This window comes from Bacillus tianshenii (assembly GCA_020524525.2).
Lineage (GTDB): Bacteria > Bacillota > Bacilli > Bacillales > Bacillaceae_N > Bacillus_AV.
The window spans coordinates 414,133-438,482 of the sequence record CP129018.1 but is presented as its reverse complement, the minus strand read 5'-3'; the positions used below and the strand labels follow the sequence as shown (position 1 = coordinate 438,482).

At 41.0% G+C, this 24,350-nt stretch carries 20 protein-coding genes and 1 pseudogene; 5 read left to right on the top strand and 16 right to left on the bottom strand.

The annotated features are described in order from the left end of the window. The first annotated feature begins 47 nt into the window (after window positions 1-47). Entirely contained in the window at window positions 48-695 is a 648-nt protein-coding gene (locus tag LC040_02090) for a YitT family protein (GenBank protein WLR51718.1), read from the top strand. Window positions 696-735: 40 nt separating this feature from the next. On the opposite strand, the gene LC040_02085 is transcribed toward LC040_02090, so the two are convergent. Next, a complete protein-coding gene (locus LC040_02085; GenBank protein WLR51717.1) occupies window positions 736-1,023 on the bottom strand; it encodes a hypothetical protein in 288 nt (95 codons plus the stop codon). Window positions 1,024-1,121: 98 nt separating this feature from the next. Here LC040_02085 and LC040_02080 point away from each other — a divergent pair, with 98 nt between their 5' ends. The 3 genes from LC040_02080 to LC040_02070 all read left to right on the top strand — a co-directional run bounded on the left by LC040_02080 (window position 1,122) and on the right by LC040_02070 (window position 5,925). Beyond that, complete coding sequence (locus tag LC040_02080) at window positions 1,122-3,131, top strand: sigma 54-interacting transcriptional regulator (protein WLR51716.1); 2,010 nt, start codon at window positions 1,122-1,124, stop codon at window positions 3,129-3,131. A gap of 209 nt (window positions 3,132-3,340) precedes the next feature. Then, window positions 3,341-4,771 (top strand): Na+/H+ antiporter NhaC family protein, encoded by a 1,431-nt coding sequence (locus tag LC040_02075; protein WLR51715.1) that lies wholly within the window; start codon window positions 3,341-3,343, stop codon window positions 4,769-4,771. Between the two features lie 29 nt (window positions 4,772-4,800). Then, window positions 4,801-5,925, top strand: a complete 1,125-nt coding sequence (locus tag LC040_02070; GenBank protein WLR51714.1) for a M20 peptidase aminoacylase family protein — start codon at window positions 4,801-4,803, stop codon at window positions 5,923-5,925. 35 nt (window positions 5,926-5,960) lie between these two features. Here LC040_02070 and LC040_02065 read toward each other — a convergent pair whose 3' ends face one another. Continuing rightward, the gene (locus LC040_02065) at window positions 5,961-7,064 is read right to left on the bottom strand and encodes an NAD(P)/FAD-dependent oxidoreductase (protein ID WLR51713.1); all 1,104 of its coding nucleotides are present in this window, start codon (window positions 7,062-7,064) and stop codon (window positions 5,961-5,963) included. Window positions 7,065-7,273: 209 nt separating this feature from the next. On the opposite strand from LC040_02065, the gene LC040_02060 reads away from it, so the two are divergent. Then, a complete protein-coding gene (locus tag LC040_02060) occupies window positions 7,274-8,767 on the top strand; it encodes a potassium/proton antiporter (protein ID WLR51712.1) in 1,494 nt (497 codons plus the stop codon). Window positions 8,768-8,776: 9 nt separating this feature from the next. Here the strand turns inward: LC040_02060 and LC040_02055 are convergent, their stop codons facing one another. The 14 genes and pseudogenes from LC040_02055 to LC040_01990 all read right to left on the bottom strand — a co-directional run bounded on the left by LC040_02055 (window position 8,777) and on the right by LC040_01990 (window position 24,342). Then, window positions 8,777-9,883, bottom strand: a complete 1,107-nt coding sequence (locus LC040_02055) for an AbrB family transcriptional regulator (GenBank protein ID WLR51711.1) — start codon at window positions 9,881-9,883, stop codon at window positions 8,777-8,779. Window positions 9,884-10,108: 225 nt separating this feature from the next. Further along, on the bottom strand, window positions 10,109-11,122 hold the full coding sequence (locus tag LC040_02050; GenBank protein ID WLR51710.1) for a cytochrome d ubiquinol oxidase subunit II: 1,014 nt from the start codon (window positions 11,120-11,122) through the stop codon (window positions 10,109-10,111). Window positions 11,123-11,151: 29 nt separating this feature from the next. After that, window positions 11,152-12,451 (bottom strand): annotated as a pseudogene (locus LC040_02045) (cytochrome ubiquinol oxidase subunit I). A 258-nt stretch (window positions 12,452-12,709) separates the two neighbouring features. Continuing rightward, a complete protein-coding gene (locus LC040_02040) occupies window positions 12,710-13,348 on the bottom strand; it encodes a response regulator transcription factor (GenBank protein WLR51709.1) in 639 nt (212 codons plus the stop codon). 1 nt (window position 13,349) lies between these two features. Then, a complete protein-coding gene (locus LC040_02035) occupies window positions 13,350-14,378 on the bottom strand; it encodes a PAS domain-containing sensor histidine kinase (protein ID WLR51708.1) in 1,029 nt (342 codons plus the stop codon). A gap of 78 nt (window positions 14,379-14,456) precedes the next feature. Then, a complete protein-coding gene (locus tag LC040_02030) occupies window positions 14,457-15,869 on the bottom strand; it encodes an MBL fold metallo-hydrolase (protein WLR51707.1) in 1,413 nt (470 codons plus the stop codon). Window positions 15,870-15,887: 18 nt separating this feature from the next. Further along, a complete protein-coding gene (locus LC040_02025; GenBank protein WLR51706.1) occupies window positions 15,888-16,439 on the bottom strand; it encodes a hypothetical protein in 552 nt (183 codons plus the stop codon). A 32-nt stretch (window positions 16,440-16,471) separates the two neighbouring features. Beyond that, window positions 16,472-17,665 (bottom strand): FAD/NAD(P)-binding oxidoreductase, encoded by a 1,194-nt coding sequence (locus LC040_02020; protein WLR51705.1) that lies wholly within the window; start codon window positions 17,663-17,665, stop codon window positions 16,472-16,474. Between the two features lie 172 nt (window positions 17,666-17,837). Continuing rightward, window positions 17,838-18,809: an ornithine cyclodeaminase family protein gene (locus LC040_02015; GenBank protein ID WLR51704.1), complete on the bottom strand. Its 972-nt coding sequence runs from the start codon at window positions 18,807-18,809 to the stop codon at window positions 17,838-17,840. A gap of 64 nt (window positions 18,810-18,873) precedes the next feature. After that, window positions 18,874-19,971: an FAD-binding oxidoreductase gene (locus tag LC040_02010; protein WLR51703.1), complete on the bottom strand. Its 1,098-nt coding sequence runs from the start codon at window positions 19,969-19,971 to the stop codon at window positions 18,874-18,876. Beyond that, window positions 19,955-20,287, bottom strand: a complete 333-nt coding sequence (locus LC040_02005; GenBank protein ID WLR51702.1) for a (2Fe-2S)-binding protein — start codon at window positions 20,285-20,287, stop codon at window positions 19,955-19,957. The genes LC040_02010 and LC040_02005 overlap by 17 nt, the downstream gene beginning before the upstream one ends. Before the next feature lie 22 nt (window positions 20,288-20,309). Further along, window positions 20,310-21,059 carry a hypothetical protein gene (locus LC040_02000; protein WLR51701.1) on the bottom strand — a complete coding sequence of 250 codons (750 nt, stop codon included), beginning with the start codon at window positions 21,057-21,059 and terminating at the stop codon, window positions 20,310-20,312. A gap of 265 nt (window positions 21,060-21,324) precedes the next feature. Next, on the bottom strand, window positions 21,325-23,271 hold the full coding sequence (locus tag LC040_01995) for a TRAP transporter permease (protein ID WLR51700.1): 1,947 nt from the start codon (window positions 23,269-23,271) through the stop codon (window positions 21,325-21,327). 51 nt (window positions 23,272-23,322) lie between these two features. Next, window positions 23,323-24,342: a TAXI family TRAP transporter solute-binding subunit gene (locus LC040_01990; GenBank protein ID WLR51699.1), complete on the bottom strand. Its 1,020-nt coding sequence runs from the start codon at window positions 24,340-24,342 to the stop codon at window positions 23,323-23,325. Window positions 24,343-24,350: the final 8 nt, after the last annotated feature.

Genomic DNA, 24,350 nt, shown 5'->3' with positions numbered 1-24,350 from the left:
GATATAGTATTCTAGGCTAAAGATTTACAATTTAGAGGGTGTTAGTGATGAATCGAGAATTATTATGGCGCTGGAGCTTCTTTCTTATCGGGCTTCTCGTATTAGGACTTGGCATTGCGTTAACCATTAAAGGAAAGGCACTTGGGATCGGCCCATGGGATGTCTTTCATTATGGCTTATTTCTACAGTTCGGCCTAACAATTGGCTCATGGTCAATTATTATGGGCTTTATATTACTTGCGATCACATCATTTGCCACAAAATCACTGCCTAAAATCGGGGCTATATTGAACATGCTGCTGCTTGGGCTATGTATTGACTTATTCAATTTCCTTCTTCCAAATCCGGAAACACTCCTCGTTCAAGTTATTGCTTTTATTTCCGGGGTTATTATATTGGGATATGGAATTGGATTATATGTATCAGCTGACTTAGGCGCGGGCCCTCGTGACGGTGTGATGCTTCTTATCGTTGAAGCAACAGGCTGGAAGGTAACATGGGTGCGAAACGGCATCGAAATTCTCGTCTTTCTGCTCGGCTGGATGCTTGGCGGTCCAGTTGGTATCGGAACGATCATAATTGCATTTATGCTCGGTAAAATCATTTCGATTTCCATGCCGCAATGTCAAAAGTTACTGCATTTCTTCATTAATAAAACAACTGTGAAAGAACACATTTCCTTTGAAAAAAACTAATAAAACGCATGAAGAGGGTTCCGCTCCCTTTTCATGCGTTTTAATTTGATTTCAGCTGCTTATACGCTTGGATAAATGCTTGCGGGCTCGTCGTGACGTTAAAAGAAAAGACCCCTTTGCACGTATGCAAATAAAGAAAGCCGTACTCAGCGGAAATGATCCTGTGTGACATATCAAACACTTCCTTCAAATGAAATTGCTGCAGAGGCGTTGTAAGCTTCTCCTCATATAAATCAATCATCTCTTCTCGCTCCGTCACATGCTGTTCGTTATATTCAATCACACGCGTTGTGTACACATACGGCTGTGAGGCAATTAACTTCATCATTCTCCTCCTCGCTACATCATTATTTTCATTCTTTCATACTCGAGTGAAAGGGTCAAAATGATTGTGTTAAACTAACAAAAAACGTTTGAGGTGGATGTATGAAACAAAAAATCGGCTTAATTACACAAGGAAAAGACGTCTTTTCCACTCTCTATAGTCAATTGAAGCAATATTTCGAACCAGAATATGAGGTGATTGGCTATTCACTTCACGACCAGCTGAAGCCTCTTGATCATGTTGTTCACTTATTTACAACAAGTTATGCACCTGATATTTATGATGAAGTCGTGAAATACGCTCCAGAAGGCGTTCCAATTACGGTACTTCGCCGTCTCTTTCAGCCGAAGAAGCTAAAGGGACTTATGCAAATTCCAAATGGGACAAATGTGCTTGTGATTAATAATTTAGCAGGAACGTGCCGTGATACGATTAGCAGTCTTCATGATGAAAAAATTAATCATCTGACATTTATTCCGTATTACCCCGGGTGCTCTGAGCCAACAGAAGACGTCCATTACGCGATTACTTCAGGTGCTCCTGATATCTCCCCTCCACCTGGGGTTGAGCTTGTTGATATTGGTATCCGAAATATTCACCTGCATGATTTAATCCATGTCGGACGGCAGCTTAGGATTCCTTTTGAACGGGAAAAAGTGTTTTTCTCAAATTTCATTTCTGAAATGATGGAGCTTGGCAAGGATTTAGGTGATTCGTACATTACAATTGAACAGCTTCACCATCAGTTGGATTCTACCTTCCAAGCCGTTCAAGACCCGATTATTGCCTGCAATGAAGATGGTATTCTCACCTTCATGAATGAATCAGCTGGAACCTTATTTGACGTTACGCCGTCGTCAGCTGTTGAAAAATCATACAAAGTGTTAACAAATTACGAGAAAATCGAGCCGTTTCTTACAAAGGAAAGTGAAGAAAACGATGCTGTCGTCCGCATTAAGCAGCAATCATTTATTTTAAATAACCAGCAAATCATTCACAATCAGCGGCACCTCGGCTTTGTATGTATGCTGAAAGACGTCACGCATATTCAACGGCTTGAAAAGAAGCTTCGAAAGGAATTCACAGCAAGGGGTCATACAGCTAAATACACCTATTCCGATATTATCGGCACGTCCCCCATCCTCTTAGAAACAAAAAGAAAAGCTGAAAAGATGGCACGCAGCAATCGCAATATTTTAATTCACGGGGAAAATGGCACAGGAAAAGAATTGTTTGCTCACGCTATTCATCATTCTTCAGAACGCGCGAACGGACCATTTGTAGCCATTAATTGTGCCTCATTGCCAGATAACCTGCTTGAAAGTGAGCTATTCGGCTATGAGGAAGGTGCCTTTACAGGAGCAAAAAAAGGCGGCAAACCAGGGATGTTCGAGCAAGCAGACGGCGGTACGATTTTCTTAGACGAAATTGGCGATATCTCTCCGGCGATTCAAGTCAAGCTTCTGCGTGTCCTTCAAGAAAAAGAAGTGATCCGCGTCGGTGGAACAACGGTCTTATCTGTTTCGTGCCGTATTATTTCAGCAACGAACAAACATTTAGAAGAGATGGTTCAAAGAGGCTCTTTTCGTGAAGACCTCTATTACCGGCTGAATGTTCTGCCGCTTCATGTCCCTTCCCTTCAAAAACGAAGACAGGATATCCCGTTCCTCATTGCTTCCTATCTTGCAAGCTTCACTGAACGAAAGAAAATAAGTGAAGAAGTGACAGAACTTTTCTTTACCTATCATTGGCCGGGAAACATTCGTGAATTGCAAAATGTATTGGATTACGCGCTTGTAATGGCAGAGGATGAAACGATTTCGATCGATGATTTACCCGAGAATTTGAAATCAACTTACGATAATGACACGCATGATTTAACACAGGAGGAATTACAGCTGCTACAGATTCTCTACCACGCTTCACTAGAAAATAAGCGAGTTGGACGTTATAAGCTAGCGCGTCAACCTGAAGTAAAAGCATTAGGCTTAACAGAAGCAAGTCTACGTACACGCTTTAAGAAGCTCGAAGCACAAGGCTATATAAGAAGCGGTACGACCCGACAAGGCACAACCCTTACAGAAAAAGGAATTCATATCATTGATAATTAGGTTGTTAATAGGTGTATATTAGGTTCTGAATAACCTAATATGCACCTATTCATTTCTATTAAAATAATGACCGAACAAAAAAATCCCCTCCTCATAAAGCCCTATATTAGCGCGTTTTCCCATCTCAATTCTTCAATATTCCTTATTTTCAGAAATGTTGGCATTATTTTTGCAATATTAAAAACAAACAGCTAAAAAGGAGTGATCGTATGGCAGAACCAGCCGTACAAGCAGAAAACGAAGAGAAGAAAAAGAAAAGGTGGATTCCTCATACGTATGCGATTTTATTTTGCATTGTCTTAATTGCGGCACTTGCAACGTATATCGTACCTGCCGGGGAATTCGAACGTATTCAAGATGAAGCAACAGGCAAAACGGTTGTTGTACAAGACAGTTATTCAGAGGTTGAAAGCAACCCTGTAGGATTCTTTGATATTTTCAAAGCCATCCCGACTGGTATGAAGGATGGCGCAACCATTATCTTTTATATCTTTCTTGTCGGTGGGGCTTTTGGAATTATTCGAGCGACAGGAGCAATAGAAGCTGGCATTCATAAAGCCGTTATTCATTTAGAAAATCGAGAAAAGTTACTCATACCGGCGACAATGTTTATTTTCTCTGTCGGTGGTGCAACATTTGGCATGGCCGAAGAGAGCATTATCTTCGTGCCGATTGGAATTGCGATTGCAAGGGCTATGGGCTTTGACGCAATTACAGGAACAGCGATGATTAGCCTTGGCGCAGCGAGCGGTTTTATCGGCGGAATGATGAATCCATTTACCGTCGGCGTAGCGCAATCAATTGCACAGCTCCCGTTATTCTCAGGCATCGGCTTTCGTTTCGTTGTTTATCTATTCATTCTAAGCTTTGCCATGTGGTACGTTACTCGCTATGCGATGAAAGTAAAGCAAAATCCTGAAAACAGTGTGATGTATGAAGTTGAAATGCAGCAGCGTCAGGAAGAGCAAGAAGCTAGCAATGGGGATATCCCAACCTTCCAAAAACGTCATATCTTTGTCTTCCTCATTATCGTCGGCGGACTGGCCTTCAATATGTATGGCGTCTTTAAGTGGGGATGGTACTTAACAGAATTAACAGCTTCATTCCTCGTAATGGGGCTTGCATCTGGCTTAATCGGCGGCCTTACAGTTAACAAGACATTTGATTCCTTCGTAAATGGAGCGAAAATGCTGACATTCGGCGCCCTTATCGTCGGGTTTGCACGGGCAATTCTAGTAGTGATGGAAGAAGGACGCATTATGGATACGATTATCGACTCACTAGCTGCTTCGATTAATCATTTACCTGACACGTTGAATGTTGTCGGCATGTTCATCGTACAAGTCTGCTTGAACTTCATTATTCCATCCGGAAGTGGACAGGCGGCTACAACAATGCCGATTATGACACCAATTGCTGACCTTGTGGATATTCAACGACAAGTAGCTGTTCTTGCCTTCCAATATGGGGACGGTATTACAAACTCCGTTATTCCAACATCAGCTGCCTTAATGGGCTATCTTGCTGTAGCAGGAATTCCATATGAAAAATGGGTGAAATTCATCTGGAAGCTTATCCTAGGATGGATTGCCATCGCAATGATTGCACTTATTGTCGCAGTACTAATCGGCGTATCATAACCACTATGCAAAAAGGAGATTTTTCAGAAATGAAGCAAACAATCGAAACACTTCGTGAGGAAATAAACGGCATCTTTGAACACTTGCATGCAAATCCTGAAGTAAGCTGGAAAGAAGAACAAACAACCGCATATCTTAAGCAGCTGCTAGAGGAAAAAGGCGTTTACGTGACAACATTCCCCGATTGTACAGGCTTAATTGCTGAAATCGGGCACGGAAAACCAGTTGTCGCCGTTCGCGCTGATATGGATGCACTGTGGCAGGAAGTCAACGGGGTGTTTCAAGCCAACCATTCATGTGGTCACGACGCCCACATGTCGATTGTAACTGGCTTGTTGTTTGCCCTGCTCAAAGAAGACCTTCCGAATGGAACGGTTCGATTTATCTTTCAGCCTGCTGAAGAAAAAGGCAACGGAGCTTTGAAAATGGTTGAAAAACATGTCGTCGATGACGCTGATTATTTGTACGGAGTTCATCTAAGACCGATCCAAGAAGCAAAAAGCGGACAAGCCGCTCCAGCAATTATTCATGGCGCAGGTCTCTTTCTCGACGGGAAAATCATCGGGGACGATACACACGGAGCCCGCCCTCACCTTGGTACAAATGCAGTCGAAGTCGGTTCTTCAATCATCGAATACTTAAAAGGCATTCACCTTGATCCAATGGTTCCACATTCGGTCAAAGTCACAAAGTTTCAAGCTGGCGGAGACAATGCAAACATTATTCCAGGGGCAGCAACGTTCAGCATTGATATGCGCGCCCAAACCAATGACGCCCTTGATGAGCTTGAACACCAGGTCCGCACAAGAATTGAAGCTGTCAAACAAGCATATGACACAGAGATCGAACTCCATGTTTCAGATTATGTGCCTGCAGCGGAAGTGCATACAGAAGCAGAGGCTTTCATGAGAGAAGCAATTGAAGCTACACTTGGGAAGTCAAATACTGCCGCATCAATCGTCACTTCTGGCGGCGATGATTTTCACTTTTATACGATTAAGCGGCCGCACTTAAAAGCAACGATGCTCGGCATTGGGGCTGACTTACAACCAGGACTGCATCATCCTAATATGACGTTTCAGCGTGATTCAATTTTTTCTGGTATTGAAATTCTTGCAAACGCGATTATCCGCACATTAAATTCGCAAAATTAACTTATGGGCATCAGCTTTTAAAGCTGGTGCTTTTTTTAGCGTTCTTGATTAAGTCCCTTCTGCCAATTCACAAGCAGAATAGCTTTGCTTATCACCTTTAACAGAGAATACTTTGGACTTACTAACGTCTTGCCGACAAACTCCTTGCTTAATATTTCTGCGATAAGGTCATACTGTGGGTTTTGCATATATTCCAGCGCTCTTCTTAATGCAAGCGAGTCACGATAATCTTTCTTAACCGGTTTTAACAATTTCTCATATTGCTCGACTCCACAAATATCAAGAGCTGCATACACACCTGTCAGCATCGATATAAATTGACCAAACCCTAGAAAAGGATTAATGACGCCATAGCAATTTCCGACGAACAGAGTATTCCCAATCCGTGGGTAGCGAGCTTCTCCAATTACATAATTGGACAACTCATATTCACTCACAACCTCTAATGACTGGTGTATATTCTTCTCTGCTGTATCGAGAAACCTTTTCCATAACTCCTCTTTCACATACTTCTCGTTCTCCGTATATTCTGGATAAACGAGCACTAAGCTTGCCTCTGTATTCGTATGCGGGATTAAATAGCCCATTCCCTTTGGTGCAAAATCATGATTAAACCACGTATGCACCTCTGTCGGATGAAAACGTCCCTTTACAATTGCTCCTTTAAAGGATGCCGCAAGTGACTTATCAAATGGCTGAATGTTGCTTGTATCACGAGCATCGCCTGTCGCTAACACAACATGAGTATAGTTATGTAGCAATTCCTCATACGAAGCATCAGAATGAAAATGAATCTTGCCATTAAACTGATTGGCTAATTGTCTTTCTAATGATTCTTCATGCTTTCCGCGCATATTCGTAAATCCTAAATGCCCTTCTACATAGGTAGATTTATTTGGTGTGTGAACGAAATTTTTGCGGATATTGCTCGTTGGTTTAATATAGATGCCAAACTGCTCAGTAAACATTCGGACAGAATCAAACGGGTGGTTCAGCATCGTATACATCGCTTCAGCAATAATAAAACGATCCCCAACTTCTCCGCGCTTCTCAAACACATCGGCAGTCACACCATGCTTTTCTAACATAAGTGCACAGGTCAGCCCTGCAACACCCGCTCCCATAATCGCGACTTTCACCACATGTGCCTCCTTTCCTGAATACCATTCTATCTCTTAACTTGTGTGATTAAAGTGCAGATTATTCGACAAAAAAATTCCTACAGATGATGTGAATTCTCATGACAAAAAATTCAAACCATTAACTGGTAGACAACGTTCTACCGAGTTTTGTTGTTGTTTGAACGGGTAGATTGTATAAATAGGAAATATTTACACAGGAGGACATTGTGGAAAATCAACTAGAGAACATTAACTATTTCATCCTATTATTCGCGACACTGCTTATTCTAGGCGTTTTAACAACAAAATTTTCGACCCGTCTTGGCGTTCCTTCCCTTGTACTCTTTATCGGAATTGGAATGGTAATGGGAAGTGATGGATTAGGAATTATTGATTTTAAAAATGCTAATTTGGCCCAAACAGTCGGGATTTTTGCGCTGATTATTATTATTTTTGAAGGTGGACTGCAGACCGACTGGAGTACGGTCAAGCCTGTTGTTCGTCCTTCCTTTTCACTGGCAACACTAGGTGTATTACTGACAACTAGTATTGTCGGGATAGCGAGCAAATTAATTTTTGACGTCTCATGGTATGAAGCCTTTCTATTTGGCTGCATTATCGGCTCGACAGATGCGGCAGCCGTATTTTCCGTTTTGAAAGGACATAATCTACGGTCAAAGCTTTCAGCAACTTTAGAAGTGGAATCAGGAACAAATGACCCGATGGCAATGTTCTTGACCATTACGTTTATTCAATTAATTATTGCCGAAACAACTAGTTCATTTCTGATGCTTGGAATTTTCTTTTGGCAAATTGGGATTGGCATATTGGCTGGTTTGGTATTTGGAAAGGCTGCCTCCTACGCCATTAATCAAGTTAACCTTGATTCAAGCGGACTCTATCCCGTCTTCACGTTAGCATTTGCGATCCTCACCTATAGTGCAACTTCGATGATCAATGCCAGCGGCCTGCTTGCCGTTTATATTTCAGCTCTCTTTATCGGAAACTGTGACTTAACCTATCGCCGCAGTATCTTTCGGTTTAATGAAGGCTTTGCTTGGATGATGCAAATTCTGATGTTCGCTATTCTCGGCCTGCTCGTCTTCCCGTCGGAATTATTTCAACTAAGCATTATGCTAAAAGGGGTATTTTTAGCATGCATTCTTATGTTTGTCGCACGCCCTGTTGCTGTTTTTCTAACGACGATGTTTTTCAAATATGAAATAAGAGAAAAAATCTTTCTCTCATGGGCAGGCCTGCGCGGGGCAGTACCGATTGTATTAGCTACATTTCCAATGATTGCAGACCTTGAACATAGTCAGCTGTTCTTTAATGTTGTCTTTTTCGTTGTTCTTACGTCTGCCTTGATTCAAGGCGCTTCGATTCCTTTTATCATCAGGAAGCTCGGCTTAGAGGGTCGTGAACCAATCTCTACACCCCATTCATTAGAGCTTGTCTCAATCGGAAAAGCAAATGCCGAGATTATTGAGTTTTATGTAACAAACGAATCCGAGCTTACTGGCAATAACCTTAAAGAAATTAACTTTCCTGACAACGCAGTAGTCAACGCGATTATAAGAGAGGACGAATTAATCCCACCACAAGGCTGCTCGAAAATCAAAGCCGGCGACATCCTCTACATCTTAACAAGCAAGCACAACAAGGAAGATTTGAAGCGCTTTTTAAGACGACGAAAAATATATAAACCAGAACAAATATAAGAGCATCAGTTATTTGAACTGATGCTCTTTGTTGCGTGTACTACTTTTCCGAGCCAAAACCCGAAAGAAAATCGGCAATACAATCAAAACCGCAATAACCCGCAGCACTTGAACTGCTACTACAAAGGTTGAATCCGCTTGTAGAACAACAGCTGTCGTTGCCATTTCCGCAATGCCTCCGGGCGCCATTGCAAGGGCAACGGTTATGTAAGACATCCCTGTCATTTCTGCAAACAATGCCGCACTAAGAAGCATCGCAACAATTAACCCGATGATATTGAATAGAGCGACCATCATCGCTTTTCCAAGCCCTCGAAACATATCTCGATGAAGTCTCGAGCCAATACATGCCCCAATCAACACCTGCGCGATAATAATAAATTCACCCGGCCACCAAGCACGGGGTTCATAACCAATAATTGAAGCTGTGACACCTTGAAACACCGCTACCGTAACCATGCTCCCAACAAGCCATGGTGCAGGAAATCTTAAATATTTTCCTACAAAATAACCAATACATCCTACAATAATAAAAATGAGCGTCCCCATGAACGAACCAAACCCAAAGCCTTCTGCTGAGCCAGAAATAAGAACCGCCTCACGACTTTCAGTAGAGCTCATCAGAGACACCGCAAGCGGAATAGTCAACACGACAAGAAAAACACGCATCGTCTGCACAATGCTGACGACCGCTGTATTCGCTCCTACTTCCTCCGCAATACTTGGAATGGCCGTTAACCCGCCAGGTGCTGTACTGAAGAAGCTTGTCATCATTTCAATCTTACTGAATTTCCACAGAACAAAACCTGCCAGCAATGAAAAAGCCAGTGATAATACTAACATCATTGAAATCATTAACCAGTTTGCTTGAAATGTATGAAGAACCGATAAGTTCATTTTCTTTCCTAACTCAATCCCAACTATGCATTGCCCGGCTCGCAGCCAATAGGAGGAAATTCCTCTAGACCCATGCGTAAATTTAAGAAAAGGTAACGGCTTAAACGAAAGAAATGCCGCCGTCACCAGCGTACCGATCAGCCAGCCAATCGACAGCCCTGTTAAAGAAAGTAACAGGCCGCCAACACTGCTCATTAGAATAAACAACAAACCATTCATTGCATTTAATCCCTTCTTCAATAAGCACGAAAAGCAACCAAACGTCCAAAACGGTTCTTGGCTGCTTTTATACAGATGTTGATGCTTATTTTAACACTCCTGTGTTGGGATTTTAACTATTAAATTCCTTTACTTCTCGCACCCCATATGAATAAACCTGCCACTCCTATAATAATCACAATGACTGGTGCATAAAAAATCAAAAAGTGCTGCATCTTCTTCACCTCACTTATTCCCTTTAATGTATTGCGTATTGAATAGGAACAGTTTTAATAAAAGATAAAGTGATGGAAGCAACAAGAAAAGCCCTGCAATAAATGCCACCACCAACGCCAAAGCCATTGTTTCATTCGTAAAGCCATCGTAAATGGTTAAGCTTGGATACAGGAGATACGGATAATGAGAAATACCATACGCAAAAAAGGCTAATCCATATTGGAAAACGACAAACAGAAAAGCGGTACCATAAGCCCTTCCCTTATATATAAGCCTCACTGCCCCAAGGAAAAATAACAGCGACAGCGCAAACATCCATACATCCGAAAGCATGTTATTGAAATGACTCGGATTATGTTCACGTAACGTGTAAAACACAACTACAGCAGATAAAATCGATGGAAAGCTCCAGCCTAATGCATATCTTCTTAACAGCTTCACTGCCTTGTGATCACCAGCTTTGTCAGCATAATAGAGAAGAAAGCTCGCTGAGATAAACAACACACTTACAATCGCCAACAGCACAACACTCCACGAAAAGGGACTTGTCAAGAGCTTTGCTGTTAACAATTGAATGCCACTGTCTTTTTCTTCAATAAAGCCCCCTTCTGAAATCGTCAATACCGTCGTAAGAGAAGCTGGAATTAACACACCTGTTATCCCATACAAAACCGTAAACAATGTATTCTCTTTGCTTCCATATGTGTTAAACGCATAATATGAACCGCGAATGGCAAGCAAAATAATTGAAATACTGCCCGGAATCAGGAGCGCTGTTCCATAGTAATAAGCGGTTTTCGGAAAGAAGCCGACGACCCCGACGAAAAAGAATACTAAAAAAACATTTGTCACTTCCCAAACAGGAGATAAATACCGCTGAATCAGCTTATGCAACACATGCTTTTGCCCTGTCCAGTGACTGTATAAGCTAAAGAAACCTGCTCCAAAGTCAACAGAAGCGACAATGACATAGCCAAATAAGAAAATCCAAAGTACTGTAATCCCAACTAATTCATAAGACATCACCACTCACCCCCTCTATCTCCGTTCTGCTAACTCTCTTTCAACCAGATTTTCTTTAATACCTTCACACAACCAACTGCTAAGGAGATATACAGAAGGAGAAATACAACAATTAATACATCCACATTCCCTGCTGCTGTAGCACCTTGAACAGTTTTCATATAGCCGCGTAAGATCCATGGCTGACGCCCAACCTCAGCAAATATCCAACCAAATTCAATAGCTAATAGTGCTGCAGGACCTGATAGAATGATAAGAAACTGAAACCACTTTCGATAGACATACTGCGGGAACCATCGCTTGAATACTACATAGGCAAACGAAAGTACCGTAAGCAATATACCGATCGTTACCATCGCATCAAATAAGTAATGAACATACAAAGGCGGACGCTCATCCTCTGGGAACTCATTCAACCCAATCACTTCAGAGGAAGGATCATTATGAGCAAGAATACTTAATGCATATGGAATGTGGAGGCCATTTTCCACCTCTTTGTTTTCATTTAATGTTCCATATAACACAAGTGGAGCTTGATTACCTGTTTCGAAATGCCATTCCGCAGCGGCGAGCTTTTCAGGTTGATACTCTGCAAGAAACTTTCCAGAGAAATCACCAATAACAGCGGTCGCGACAGAAAAAACCATTGCAGAGACCATCGTGATATGCAGAGCTTTTCGATGATACGAATGGTTATTACCACGAAACAGGTGCCAAGCTGCAATTGCGGCTAAGACAAACGCTGATGTCATATAAGCTGAAGCAAGAACATGAGCGGTTTTCGTAGGTGTCGCAGGGTTGAACATCGCAGCAAGCGGTTCAATGTTCACCACAACTCCATCCTTTAATTCAAAACCCTGTGGTGTATTCATAAAAGCATTAACCGTCGTTATAAAAAACGCTGACATCGTAGAACCAATTACGACTGGTATAAGCAACAAAAAATGCTTAAACTGACTCTTAAACCGATCCCATGTATAAAGATAGATACCAAGAAAAATAGCTTCAAAGAAGAACGCGAATGTTTCCATAAATAATGGTAAGCTGATTAATTGTCCAGCCATCTCCATAAAGCTTGGGCCACAATAAGCTTAACTGCAAGCCAATTGCCGTTCCAGTTACTACCCCTACAGCGACAGTTATCGTAAAACCTCTAGCCCAACGGCGAGCGAGAAGAATATAATGTGGGTCATCTTTTTTGATACCGATCCATTGCGCTAGTGCAATCATCAACGGTACACCCACACCAATCGTCGCGAATAGAATATGAAAAGCTAACGTCATTTCTGTTAGTATTCTGCTATACAGTGTTGCATCATATTCAAACATCCCTTCTCCCTCCTATACGGCTAAACCAAGCATGACGATCAAACTAATAAAAGCTGTTGTACTCGAAAGAAAGTAAAACCATTTATCCATGATTTTTTCACCTCTTTTATTATCTTTATATATTAAGTGTATGTATAAATGCTTACAGAACCTATAGGTGCATCCCCCTATCCACGGCTTGATTGGTGAACAATATTTGAACTTTTCACTATAAAAACAGTAAAAAACCACTCTCGATTGTAGGAGTGGTTTCGTCACTTATTTTTTCAATTCAACATAGTCATTTTGAAGTCCATACTGAATAAGCTCATGCTTGTTTTTCATTTGCAGCTTCTGCATAATATTTGCCTTATGGTTTTCCACTGTTTTCGGGCTGATTAGCAGCTTTTCTGATATTTGCTTATTTGTATAGCCTAATACGGTAAGACGAACGATTTCCTGCTCACGTAATGTAAGAATGGAAGGAGGACTTTCTTTATGCCGAAACATCTTGTCCAGCTGTTCTTCTGAAAAGCCAACACGATAGTAGCGCTTCCCGTTATACACTGAACGAAGAGCATCATACAATTCGCTTCCTTGGCCCCTTTTTAAGATGTAACCATCAGCTTCAATTTGCACAGCCTTCTGAATATACACTTCTTCATCATGCATCGTTAAGAGAATAATTTTCGTTTCTGGCCTTTGCTTGCGAATCTCTTGGGCCGTAACAAACCCATCCAGCCCACCTGGCATTGAGAGGTCTAATAGGACAATATCAGGCTCAAGCTTTCCAGTCATTACAATCGCTTCGTTCCCATCCCCTGTATCGTAGACAACCTCAACTTCTGGATAGTTTTCAAGTAGTAAGATGATGCCTTTTCTGATAAGTGCATGGTCATCAACAATCATTACTTTCATTCTACAAACCCCTCTCCTTAAAAGGAATTTGTCCAATTAAAATCGTTCCTTTGCCTACAGCTGTTCGCAGAGTAAAGGTCCCACCTAGCTGCTCAATCCTCTCTGCCATATGCTTCAATCCAAGTCCATCCTTTACCGCTTCACGCTCAAATCCTTTTCCATCATCCACAACTTTTATCGTAATTTGATTGGCCTCTTTCCGTATTTCAATGAGCACGTTCGAAGCTTCAGCATATTTCACAATGTTGTGCAGTGCTTCTTGGACAAAGCGATATAAGTTAATTTCAACCGTCGAATGCAGCCGCTCCTCTACCATTGCCTCAAAGCGAATCTCTAATTGCGGGGCATTTCGCTTAATCGATGTAATAAGACTCTCCACTGCTGGAATCAAGCCAAGACTGTCCAATACCTTTGGGCGAAGATGATGAGAATATGATTTAACATCTGAAATCACGTTTTCTAGTTCAAGACGGACTTCTTCTAAATACTGACTTAATTTCTCGTTCTGCACAAAGGAATCAATTGCTTCTAAAGCAACTGAAATTGTATAAAGTGATTGACTTACCCCATCATGAAGCTCTTGTGCTAACCGCTTATGTTCCCGCTCTTGAGCTTGAATCAGCTTTTGAATCATAAGCTTTGAGATGCGTGCTTCCTCTTCTTTTTGACGCAAGGTTTGATCACGCAGCACAAGTAAGTATTCCTTTTGCTCCTTATCTTGGTCAGAGTAGATTAAAGCAGTGCTCATCTCAACGTCAATTTGCTTCCCATGATATGTTGGCATTTTTGATAAGAAGTATGGCACCTCTTCTCTTGCGATTAAATAACATTTATTTTCACCTTTTTTAAGGCTCCTGTTTTCACAAAATGTACAATAGGGCACAAAATCTCCAACATTCCATCCAGTCAAACGCATTGCAGAAGGGTTCATTAGTTTAATTTCTCGAGACTGATCCATAACGATAATACCGTCCTGAATATATTCGAAAATTTGCTTCAAATATCGATTGTCCAACTGTAAAGAATGCATCCAACCCCACCTTTTCTAAACACACAAATTTGGCAAAGGAGGGCCGTCCATTCTAACGGAACAGCCCTCCTCTTATGATTATTTCGTTACTAGGTCAGTTTCATTTTGCCAAGCAGTGAAACCACCTGTAAGATTATAAATATTTTTTATACCATTTGCTTGTAATATACTTGCGCCAATCGCTGAACGAAGACCTGATCCACATTGCATTAAGAGCGGCTTATCTGTTTTCACCTCATCAATGCGGTCCATTAATGTTCCAAGCATGATATGAGAAGCGCCCGGAATGTGGCTCTCATCCCATTCAGTCTGGTTTCGTACATCTAATACATTCATTTCTCCCTTTTCAACTTCAGCAAGTGCTTCTGTCGGAGTAAGCTCGTCATATGTTTCAAGATCGCCCGCTTCATCAATCGCTTTCTCAACATCCATCACACCGGCAATTTTGTCGATACCAATTGAGTGAAGTGCACGATAGACGTCATCCAGCTGTGATTTATCTGTTAGGAGGTACAACGGTTCATCATAATTTACGATCCAGCCTGCCCAGTTTGTGAATGACTTTCCATATGGAATATTGATTGTTCCAGGAAGATGTCCTTTCGCAAATGCGCTTGCCGGACGCAGGTCAAGAACCAGATGCCCTTTTTCTAGTATAGCTTCTAATTGTGTAATTGATGTGAAATTTTCGGGTTCATCTAAATCTTTTAATAGCGGTAAGCCCACTTTATTCACGTGCTTCATAACCGCGAAATACTTTGGAGGCTCAGGCTGACCTTCTAATAGAGCTTCCACGAACTGAGTCTCATCTGTATATTGAAGAGCCCAGTTAAATAATTTTTCATACCCTACAGTTGATGATGGGACAGCACCTAGCGCCTTACCACATGCACTTCCCGCGCCATGTGCCGGCCATACTTGCAAGAAATCAGGAAGCTCCTTGAATCGTTCCAATGAATGAAACATCGCATGAGCACCAGCATCTGCTGTTCCTGATTGTCCCGCAGCCTTTTCAAGTAAATCAGGGCGCCCAACATCTCCAACGAAAACAAAATCTCCTGTAAAGACTCCAATCGGACGATTTGCTCCGCCGCCTTTGTCAGTCAGAATAAAGGAAATGCTTTCAGGTGTATGTCCAGGTGTATGCATTACTTGAAAGTCAAGGTTCCCAATTGTGAAGACATCGCCATCCTTTAATAGCTCATGCTTCATACCAGCTAAGTTCTGATACTTCCAATCTGCATCCCCTTCATCAGATAAATAAAGAGTCGCATCAAATGCATGAGCAAGTTCACGAGAGCCTGCTACAAAGTCAGCATGAATGTGCGTTTCGGCCGCAGCTGTTAAACGAAGCCCTTCTTTCTCAGCTACCTCTACATATGATTGAATGTCACGGGACGGGTCAATGACAACAGCTTCACCTGTCGCTTGACAGCCTACTAGATATGATGCGTGCGCTAATTTCTCATCATAAAAATAACGTAATAACATGGTACCACTCCTTATTTTTTATGCTCTCTTAGCAGATACTTCTAAGAAGGCTTGGACATATGAGAGAGTTTTTTGAACAGTAGGGTCTTTTAACCAACGCATGATTGTGAAAATTGAAATCTGTCCTTGTGAACTTTCTGCCCGCTGCTTCACTTCTGTTAAAAGGCTTACACCTTCTTGCGCCTTCCCTTTAGCAGGGTTAATCAGCTCTTCCACACTATTCTTCAAACTTGCAAGGGACTGCTCATCCTTCACTACCGCTTCTGCAAAGGTTCCAACCTCTTCAGCCTTCGACAGCCATTTCATTAACACTGGCAATTTTTCGATAAGCTGAAGCAGTGCTTCGATTGTGTCTACATTGATATTTAGTCCTTCTAGCTTTTGAATATATTGTTCCGTTGTTTGTTTATCTTTTAGGACGACGGTTGCAACTTCAAGCAATTGTTCTACTGAAAGGATGGCGTCAACGAACTGCGGAAGCTTTTCCAACAATATTTGCAAGGACTGACGGATTTCGTCTTTTTCAAGAAGTTCAATCCAATCTACATTTGATAATTCTCGATTAGACATATACTCCCTCCTTTCTAAGTTCAACAATTTTGTTAAATTGTCCCTTTCAACATGCCGTCCCAATACAAGACTGGTAATAAGTCTTTCTTCATTAAATACATACTGTACCGTTCTTTTGCCTGATTAAATGGAAAAGATTCTTGCGGCTCTTTGTTATAATTAAATTCTGCTAGTATTAAACTCTTATAGCCTGTAACGACAGGACAAGATGTATAGCCGTCATAAGAGGCGGTAAGCGCTTCTCCTTTTAATAAAGAAAGAAGATTGTTTGCCACTACAGGAGCTTGTTTTCGAATCGCGGCCCCTGTCTTAGATGTTGGTAGATTACTGCTGTCTCCCAAGCCAAAGATATTCGTATATTTCGTATGCTGCAACGTATACGGACTCACATCAACAAAGCCTTTCTCATCTGCTAACGGACTGTTTCGTATAAATTCTGGTGCCCGCATGGGAGGTGTTACATGGAGCATGTCATAATCGATAATCTTCTCTTCACCTGTTTCTAAGTTCTCAAAGACCGCTTCTTTTGTTTCTGGTCGCACTTCAATCAAATTATGACGGAACATTGTCTCAATCTCTTTACGCTTCACAACTTTCTCAAGTGCATCACGATATTTCTGCACATCAAAAATTGCTGGATTAGCAGAACCGAAGATAATATTGGCTTTGTCACGTATGCCCATTTGACGAAGGTAATCTTCTGCTAAATACATAATTTTTTGCGGCGCTCCTCCACATTTTACTGGTGTATTCGGATGAGTAAACACAGCGTTTCCACCTTTGAAATTGCGCAAGGTTTCCCACGTATAATCAGCCGTTTCATACGTATAGTTACTGCATACGCCGCCTTTTCCGACCGCATCCTTTAATCCTTTAACTGCCTCCCAATTAATCTCAATGCCGCCTGCCACGACAAGATAGTCATACGAAAGCATTTCCCCATTCCTTAATGTCACTTGATTCTCTTTCGGATGAAACGCATTTACTGCTTCTTGAATCCACCGTGCGCCTTCTGGAATAACGGAAGACATGTCACGTTCGGTTATTTTTTTATCAACGGCTCCACCGCCAACCAAAGTCCAAAGTGGTTGATAATAATGTTTTTCTGCTGGATCTATAATCGCGAGATCTTCCTTAAGGCCGTTCATCCCCCGTAACAAACGAGCAGCTACGGAAATGCCTGCTGAACCACCACCGACAACTATGACTCTATAATGTAAGGTCATCTCAACCCCTCCTTATGAAAATACATGTGTTGTGTGTGAGGTCTTTATTTGTTAACGTTTACATGTTCATAATATTAAAAATATCCACTTCATACCATAGGGGGTTTCCCCTATATTCTACTTAACATAAAAAAGAGGCCCGAAAATCGGACCTCCAATACTTTCATAGATTTTAAACTAAGCTTAGCGACTCCCACAAACTTAACCTTTGGCCTACACCTAATTGTTTTGCGCGTTCATAAATAACTTTTCCAATTGCAACATCTTCAATTCCCATGCCAACGCTATTGAAGTAAATTCTTTCTTTATCCGTTTCACGTCCTGCTTTCTTTCCATTTACGATATTCCCTAATTCTGCATAGATATTCTTCGGATCAAATTCACCTTGAGCATACATGATTGAAATCGTTTCAACGCCTCTATGTTTTAACTCCTCCCAATCATCTACTACTATTTTATCTGCCTGGTGCAAAACATCGAACTCACATTCATGGCTACCTACGTGGATATGGAGAGTACCTTCATCAACCCAGTGCGGCTTTACAATGGGTGCATCTGTTACAGTAGCAGTGATAAAAATATCAGCACCTCTTACAGCATGTTCAGCTTCAGTAACAATTTCAAATTCAATATCAAACATATCCGCCATTTCTTCACAAAATGCTTTTGCACGATCATTATTGAGGTCATTTACCTTCACTTTCTCTATCCTTGGAAAGACACTCATCATTGCCATAAGCTGAGTACGATTTTGAACCCCAGCCCCAATTAATCCAAGCACGTTTACGTTTGTTTTTGCTAAATATTTAGCAGCCACTCCTGAAACAGCACCTGTGCGCATAGCACTTATAAGGGTTCCATCCATAATAGCCACAGGAATAAGTGTTTCCGAATCGTTTATTACAATAATTCCAGCAGCTCTTGGTAAGTTATATTTAAAAGGATTTTGAGGTGCACTTGAAATCCACTTTATCCCTGAGGCTTGATATTCTCCACCAATAAACCCTGGCATCGAATTAATTCTTCCGCTTGTTTTTTCACTGTCAATATCTCCCCATCTAAGCGTGGTTTTTGTAGGTAAATTATAATCACCTTTTTCATGAAGAGAAATAACTTCTTCTATATGTTTTATTATTAATTCCATATCTGAAGCACCGCATTTTTTCACATCTTCTTGGGACAAATACATGAAATGAAGATTCGCCATTTTACACCTCTACTTTATTTGACTTTTCAAACCGTTTAATGTCATAAGGGTCATATGAAATGGTCGGCTCTTTACCAGAAATAATTTCAGTCATTAACAGTCCAATGATCGGAGCCAGCGTTATCCCACTATGGGTAGCAGCAACAAACAGTCCTTCATGCCCGTCTACCTCACCAAAGATCGGTAGCTTATCTTTCGGCACAGCTCTAATACCAGCAAAGTGTCTCACAATTTTCACATCCTCTAAGGCAGGAATAAGATGTGAAGCTAGCTGTGCACTTTGCTTTAGAACATCAAATGTTGTACTTCTATCAAAGCCAGTCCTCTCGCTCGACATACCGATTAGCAGCTCACCATTATTCGTCTGTCTCATTCCTCTGACAATATGTTTAATAATCGGCTGGATTGGTTCAGTGACCATAATTTGTCCTTTAACTAACTCAATCGGAATATCGATATCAAACCACTTTCCAATTTGCGGGGCCCATGGCCCACCTGCAATTACGAGGCGTTCAGCAAAAAATGTCCCTTGCTGTGTTTCGACCTTATATCCTCCAGCATCTAATTTCTCTGCAAATATAACTTCATTATAAAAGGAGGTTTGAACCCCATTCTTTTCTGCTTCCTTTATTAAGCTATACACGAGTCTCATAGGATTCACGTGAGCATCTAATGGACTATACATCGCACCAATAATGCTAGGATTCAAAGCTGGTTCCTTCTTAAGGGCGCGTTTCTTAGAAAGCAGCTTCACATTAATGCCCACTTTCTTTTGTGTTTGAACAAGCTTTTCAGCATTCTCCCATTCTTCCTCAGTAAAGATCGGCGTTATGCCCCCACTACGATGAAATTCAAATTCATAAGAAAGCTCTTTTTTGAGATTTAAATATAACTCTGAGCTATACATGGATAATTCAGCATAAAAGTCCGGTTTCTTCGTATGAACCCACACCCACGCTTGTGTAGCGCTTGATGTTCCAGAGGCAGGTGCATGCTTATCGATAATTAAAATCCCGTCTTCTTGCTTAGATAGATGGTAAGCTATCGTTGAGCCAATAATACCCGAGCCTAGAATAATTGTTTTATACACTTTTTTCATTATTTTCACCATACTGTTGTGGCTTAACTTCTTTGTACGCTTTCATACTCACCAATTTTTTTATTTCAATTGGAAATAAAGGATACCTTAAGCTAGGCGTATCAGCTTTAATGTCCTGATGCGGTAATTTATGTTGTAAAATTTTCTCTACAGTTGTTTTGCACGTCTTCCACTGACAAGCTCCCATTCCACAACGCGTAAGGCGCTTTATATCATCTAACGTGCGTGCGCCAGCATCAATGCTTTCTTCAATTTCAGCGCGATTAATTTCTTCACACCTACACACAATTGAAAATTCGTCAATTAAGTGAAGCATTCCTCATCCCAACCTTATATCTTTAAGAGTTTGCAACAGACCTTCCTGCTGCACTACCGACTACAAAAAGGCCTTGTATTGAAGATTCACCCTGCTCATTAAGTACAGGTCGTATCATATCGTCTGTCGTCTTTTCTACTTTAGCTCCCGCCATTTTCACAAGCTCTAAAGCAGGTAATCTCCTATTCTGACAGATTACAAGATCAATATCTTTCAGCTCATGTCGTTTTCCATTACATGTATACGAGACAGTAAGCGTTGCGTTCGAGCTCTGAATACAAGTTAACTCTGAAATTTTATACCCTTCTAGGAGGTCAATATGAATATATTCACGAATCATATCCACGAAAAATTTTTCGTCCACCTTACATGCGGATAGGTATACAACACGTTTTCCGAGCGGAACACGATCTCGATAAAATAATTGATTTGCAGCTTGCGATGTAATAATTCCAGGTAAAGTCCATCCTGAAAAAACAAGCGGCTCTTCATAGCTTCCAGTTGCTACATAAACGTTTGAAGCTTGAATGGTTGCCGTCGTCTCCTCTTGTTCAATTAACAGCTCTAAGTCTTTCGTAATCCCATGCACAATCGTATTCGTTTGAAACCGTTCATCGGCGGAATATCTCTGATGCTGTCTCTTTGGCTTACCGTCTATAAAAGGCGACATTTCAAACAAGAGAAAGTCTTGATTATTTGTAATAAACTGCTCAGCAAGTTGAAGTCCTGACTTTCCACCGCCGATAATAATGGAAAGTTCACGTTCTTTCATACATATTTCCCTCCTGGATGACCATTCCTGGCTCTACTAACGTTTGGCATGATCGTTTCATTTCACCATTTACAAACACCCGACAGCTTTGACACCTGCCTATTCCACAATACATCCCTCTTACACTGCCACTTTTATAGGTATAATTCAGAGCCTTTATTTCAGAGGTCCATAACGCGGAAGAAACAGTTATTCCATTCGGAACATTCAGGCTTTTTTCATTAAATAAAATTTCAACCATTTCAGTTTCAGACATTTGATCACCTCAAGCCGAAGAGTGATTTTCAATTTTAGAATTTTCTACAGGGTTTTTTCTAAAGGAATTAAAACCTATAATACATAGAATTGTTATCACCCCAACTAAATCTGTCACTAATCCTGGTACAAGCAATAATAGCGCTGAAGCAAATAAAACAATTCTTTGCCAGTACAATAATTTGCTCATGATATACCCTTCTAAGCTCGCTGCTAAGGCGATAATTCCAATAATTGAGGTAAGCGCTACTCCAGAAAAGTGTAATAAATCAGTTTCATACCATAGAATAGCTGGATTTAATACAAATACAAACGGCAACAAGAATGCTGCTAAGGATAACTTCAAGCCTTGAATCGATGTCGAAATCGGATTACCACCAGCAATACCAGCTGCTAAAAACGAGCTTAAGGCGACTGGAGGTGTGACTGCAGCCATACAACCAAAGTAGAAAATAAATAAATGAGCTGCCGGCAGAGCAATTCCTAAGTTCACAAGGGCTGGAGCTGCCATCGTCGCTAAAATTATATATAAAGCAGCAGTCGGAAGTCCCATTCCCATTACAATGCTTGCAAGCATCGTTAATACTAATGCAATATATACGGAGCCACTTGATAAGAGGTTTACTAAATCAGCAAACTTCACCCCTATACCTGTCAACGTTACAGTACCCACAATTAAGCCAGCGACAGCACAGGCTGAAATTAACCCAATCGAATTTCTCGCACCTAACTCTAGCGCTTCTATTAATCTAGGAAATGTTAATCTTGTATCCTTTCTAAAATAACTTCCTGCAATGACCACTAATACCGCATAGAAGGAAGCCTTAATAGGAGAAAACCCAGCAACTAAAAAGTAGATAATCGCCACAGGTCCGACAAGAACAAAAATACTTTTCTTTAACGTTTCCTTCACACTAGGAATTTCCTCTTTGCTTAATCCTTTCAACCCAATTTTCGCTGCACGAAAATCAACCATAAGAAACACCGAGAAGAAATAAAGAATAGCAGGAAATGCGGCATATACAATTAATTGATTGTAAGAAATACCTGTCATTTCAGCCATGATAAATGCGGCAGCCCCCATAACCGGTGGCATAATTTGACCGCCTGAAGAAGCCGCAGCTTCAACTCCACCTGCAAATTCTTTTTTGTATCCAACCTGCTTCATCAATGGGATAGTAAAGATGCCTGTGCTCGCTACATTTGCAAATGAGCTTCCAGAAATACTTCCCATAAATCCACTTGCGAATACAGCAGCCTTTGCCGGCCCACCTCGATATCTACCTGTAATAGCAAACGCTAAATCAATAAACGCTTTTCCGCCACCAGTTACTTGGAGAAATGCACCGAATAAGATAAAGGTAAAAATGAAGGTCGAAGTTACATAGATCGCTACTCCATAGATCCCTTCTGATGTTAAATATTGATGCTCGAGTATACGACCAAGTGTAAAGCCATTATGTGCAAGAGGCCCTGATAAATATTGACCAAAGAAGTTATAAGCCAAGAAACATAAAGCAACAATGCTAAGCGATAATCCCATTGTTCTACGACATGCTTCAAGACATAAAAGAATTGCAATAACAGACATCACTTGGTCCATTGTAGTAGGTGCACCTTGCCGATAAACTAATTCCATATAGTTGATCGTAATATAGGCACCTATTGAGACACTTGCGAGAATTGGTATGAGATCAAAAATCGGAAACTTACCTTTGCCTTTTTGCGTTACAGGATACAGAATGAAAATCAGCACCAATGCAAAAGAAAGGTGAATCGCTCTATGCTGCATTGCTGGAAGGGAAGAAACCCCAGCTGAATACAATTGATATAATGAAAATGAGACAGCAATAATGGTTACGACTGTTTTCAACCATTTTTTCAAGTCCCTTACCTTACTTTCAGAATCATATTCTTTTTCATCCTGTTGAGAATTTAAGGTAGATTGGTTACTCAATCATTTCACCCTCTTTCTTATTAAAAAAGGGAGAGAGCCTCCCCCTTTTTACTATTGACCGATACCACTAACGTCTTTGCCTTCTTCTTTATAATATTTTTCCGCTCCTGGATGTAATGGAATCGAAATGCCTTTGAGCGCTGTATCAAGTGAAATGTTTTTACCTTGCACATGTGCTTCTTGGATAACGTTAATGTTTTCAAACATTGTTTTTGTAAGGTTATAGATAGCTTCTTCATCCATCTCTGTTGAAGTTAATAGCATTGCTGGTGAAGCTGCTGTTGTTACTTCATAATCAACACCTTCGTACGTACCTGCTGGAATGGTATTTGTTATAACGAATGGCTCGTCCTCGATAAAGCTTTCGAATTTCTCCTTATCTACATTTAGCAGGTCGATTTCCATAGAAGATGAAGCATCCACAACTGCAGCTGTCGGTACACCTGAACCAATGATTGCAGCATCAATTCCACCATCTTTCAAGGCTGTAACTGCTTCACCAAATCCTAGAAACTCAGGCTTAATATCATCATAAGTAATCCCGTGAGCCTCAAGCATTAATTTCCCCGTACGCTCTGTACCACTACCAGGCGAACCAACTGCAACTCGTTTTCCTTTTAAATCATCAATTGTTTTCATACCAGAATCTTTTTTCACAATAAATTGGAATGTTTCTGGATACAGCCCAGCAATTGCTCGAATGTTTTCAATTGGCTCCTTGAAAGGGTCTTCTCCTTTATACCCTGCAAAACCAGTATTTGCAGCGGATAAGATTAACTCAACCTCACCTTGTTTGATCATTCGAAGGTTAGCAATTGAACCACCTGTCGATTGCGCTGTCACTTTAAATTGATCACTTTTACTCATCGCTTGACCGATAGCAGTTCCAACTGGAAAATACGTACCTGTCGTTCCACCCGTGGCGATTGTTAAATTTTGCGTCCCTTGTTGTTGTTCCTCTGCCCCTTCTTCATTATCTGGCGCAGGTGAAGCTTGCTGTCCTCCACACGCTGCCATTACCATTGAAAGCGCTAACAATAAAACAAATAAAAAATTGCGTTTAATTTTCATACGAATCC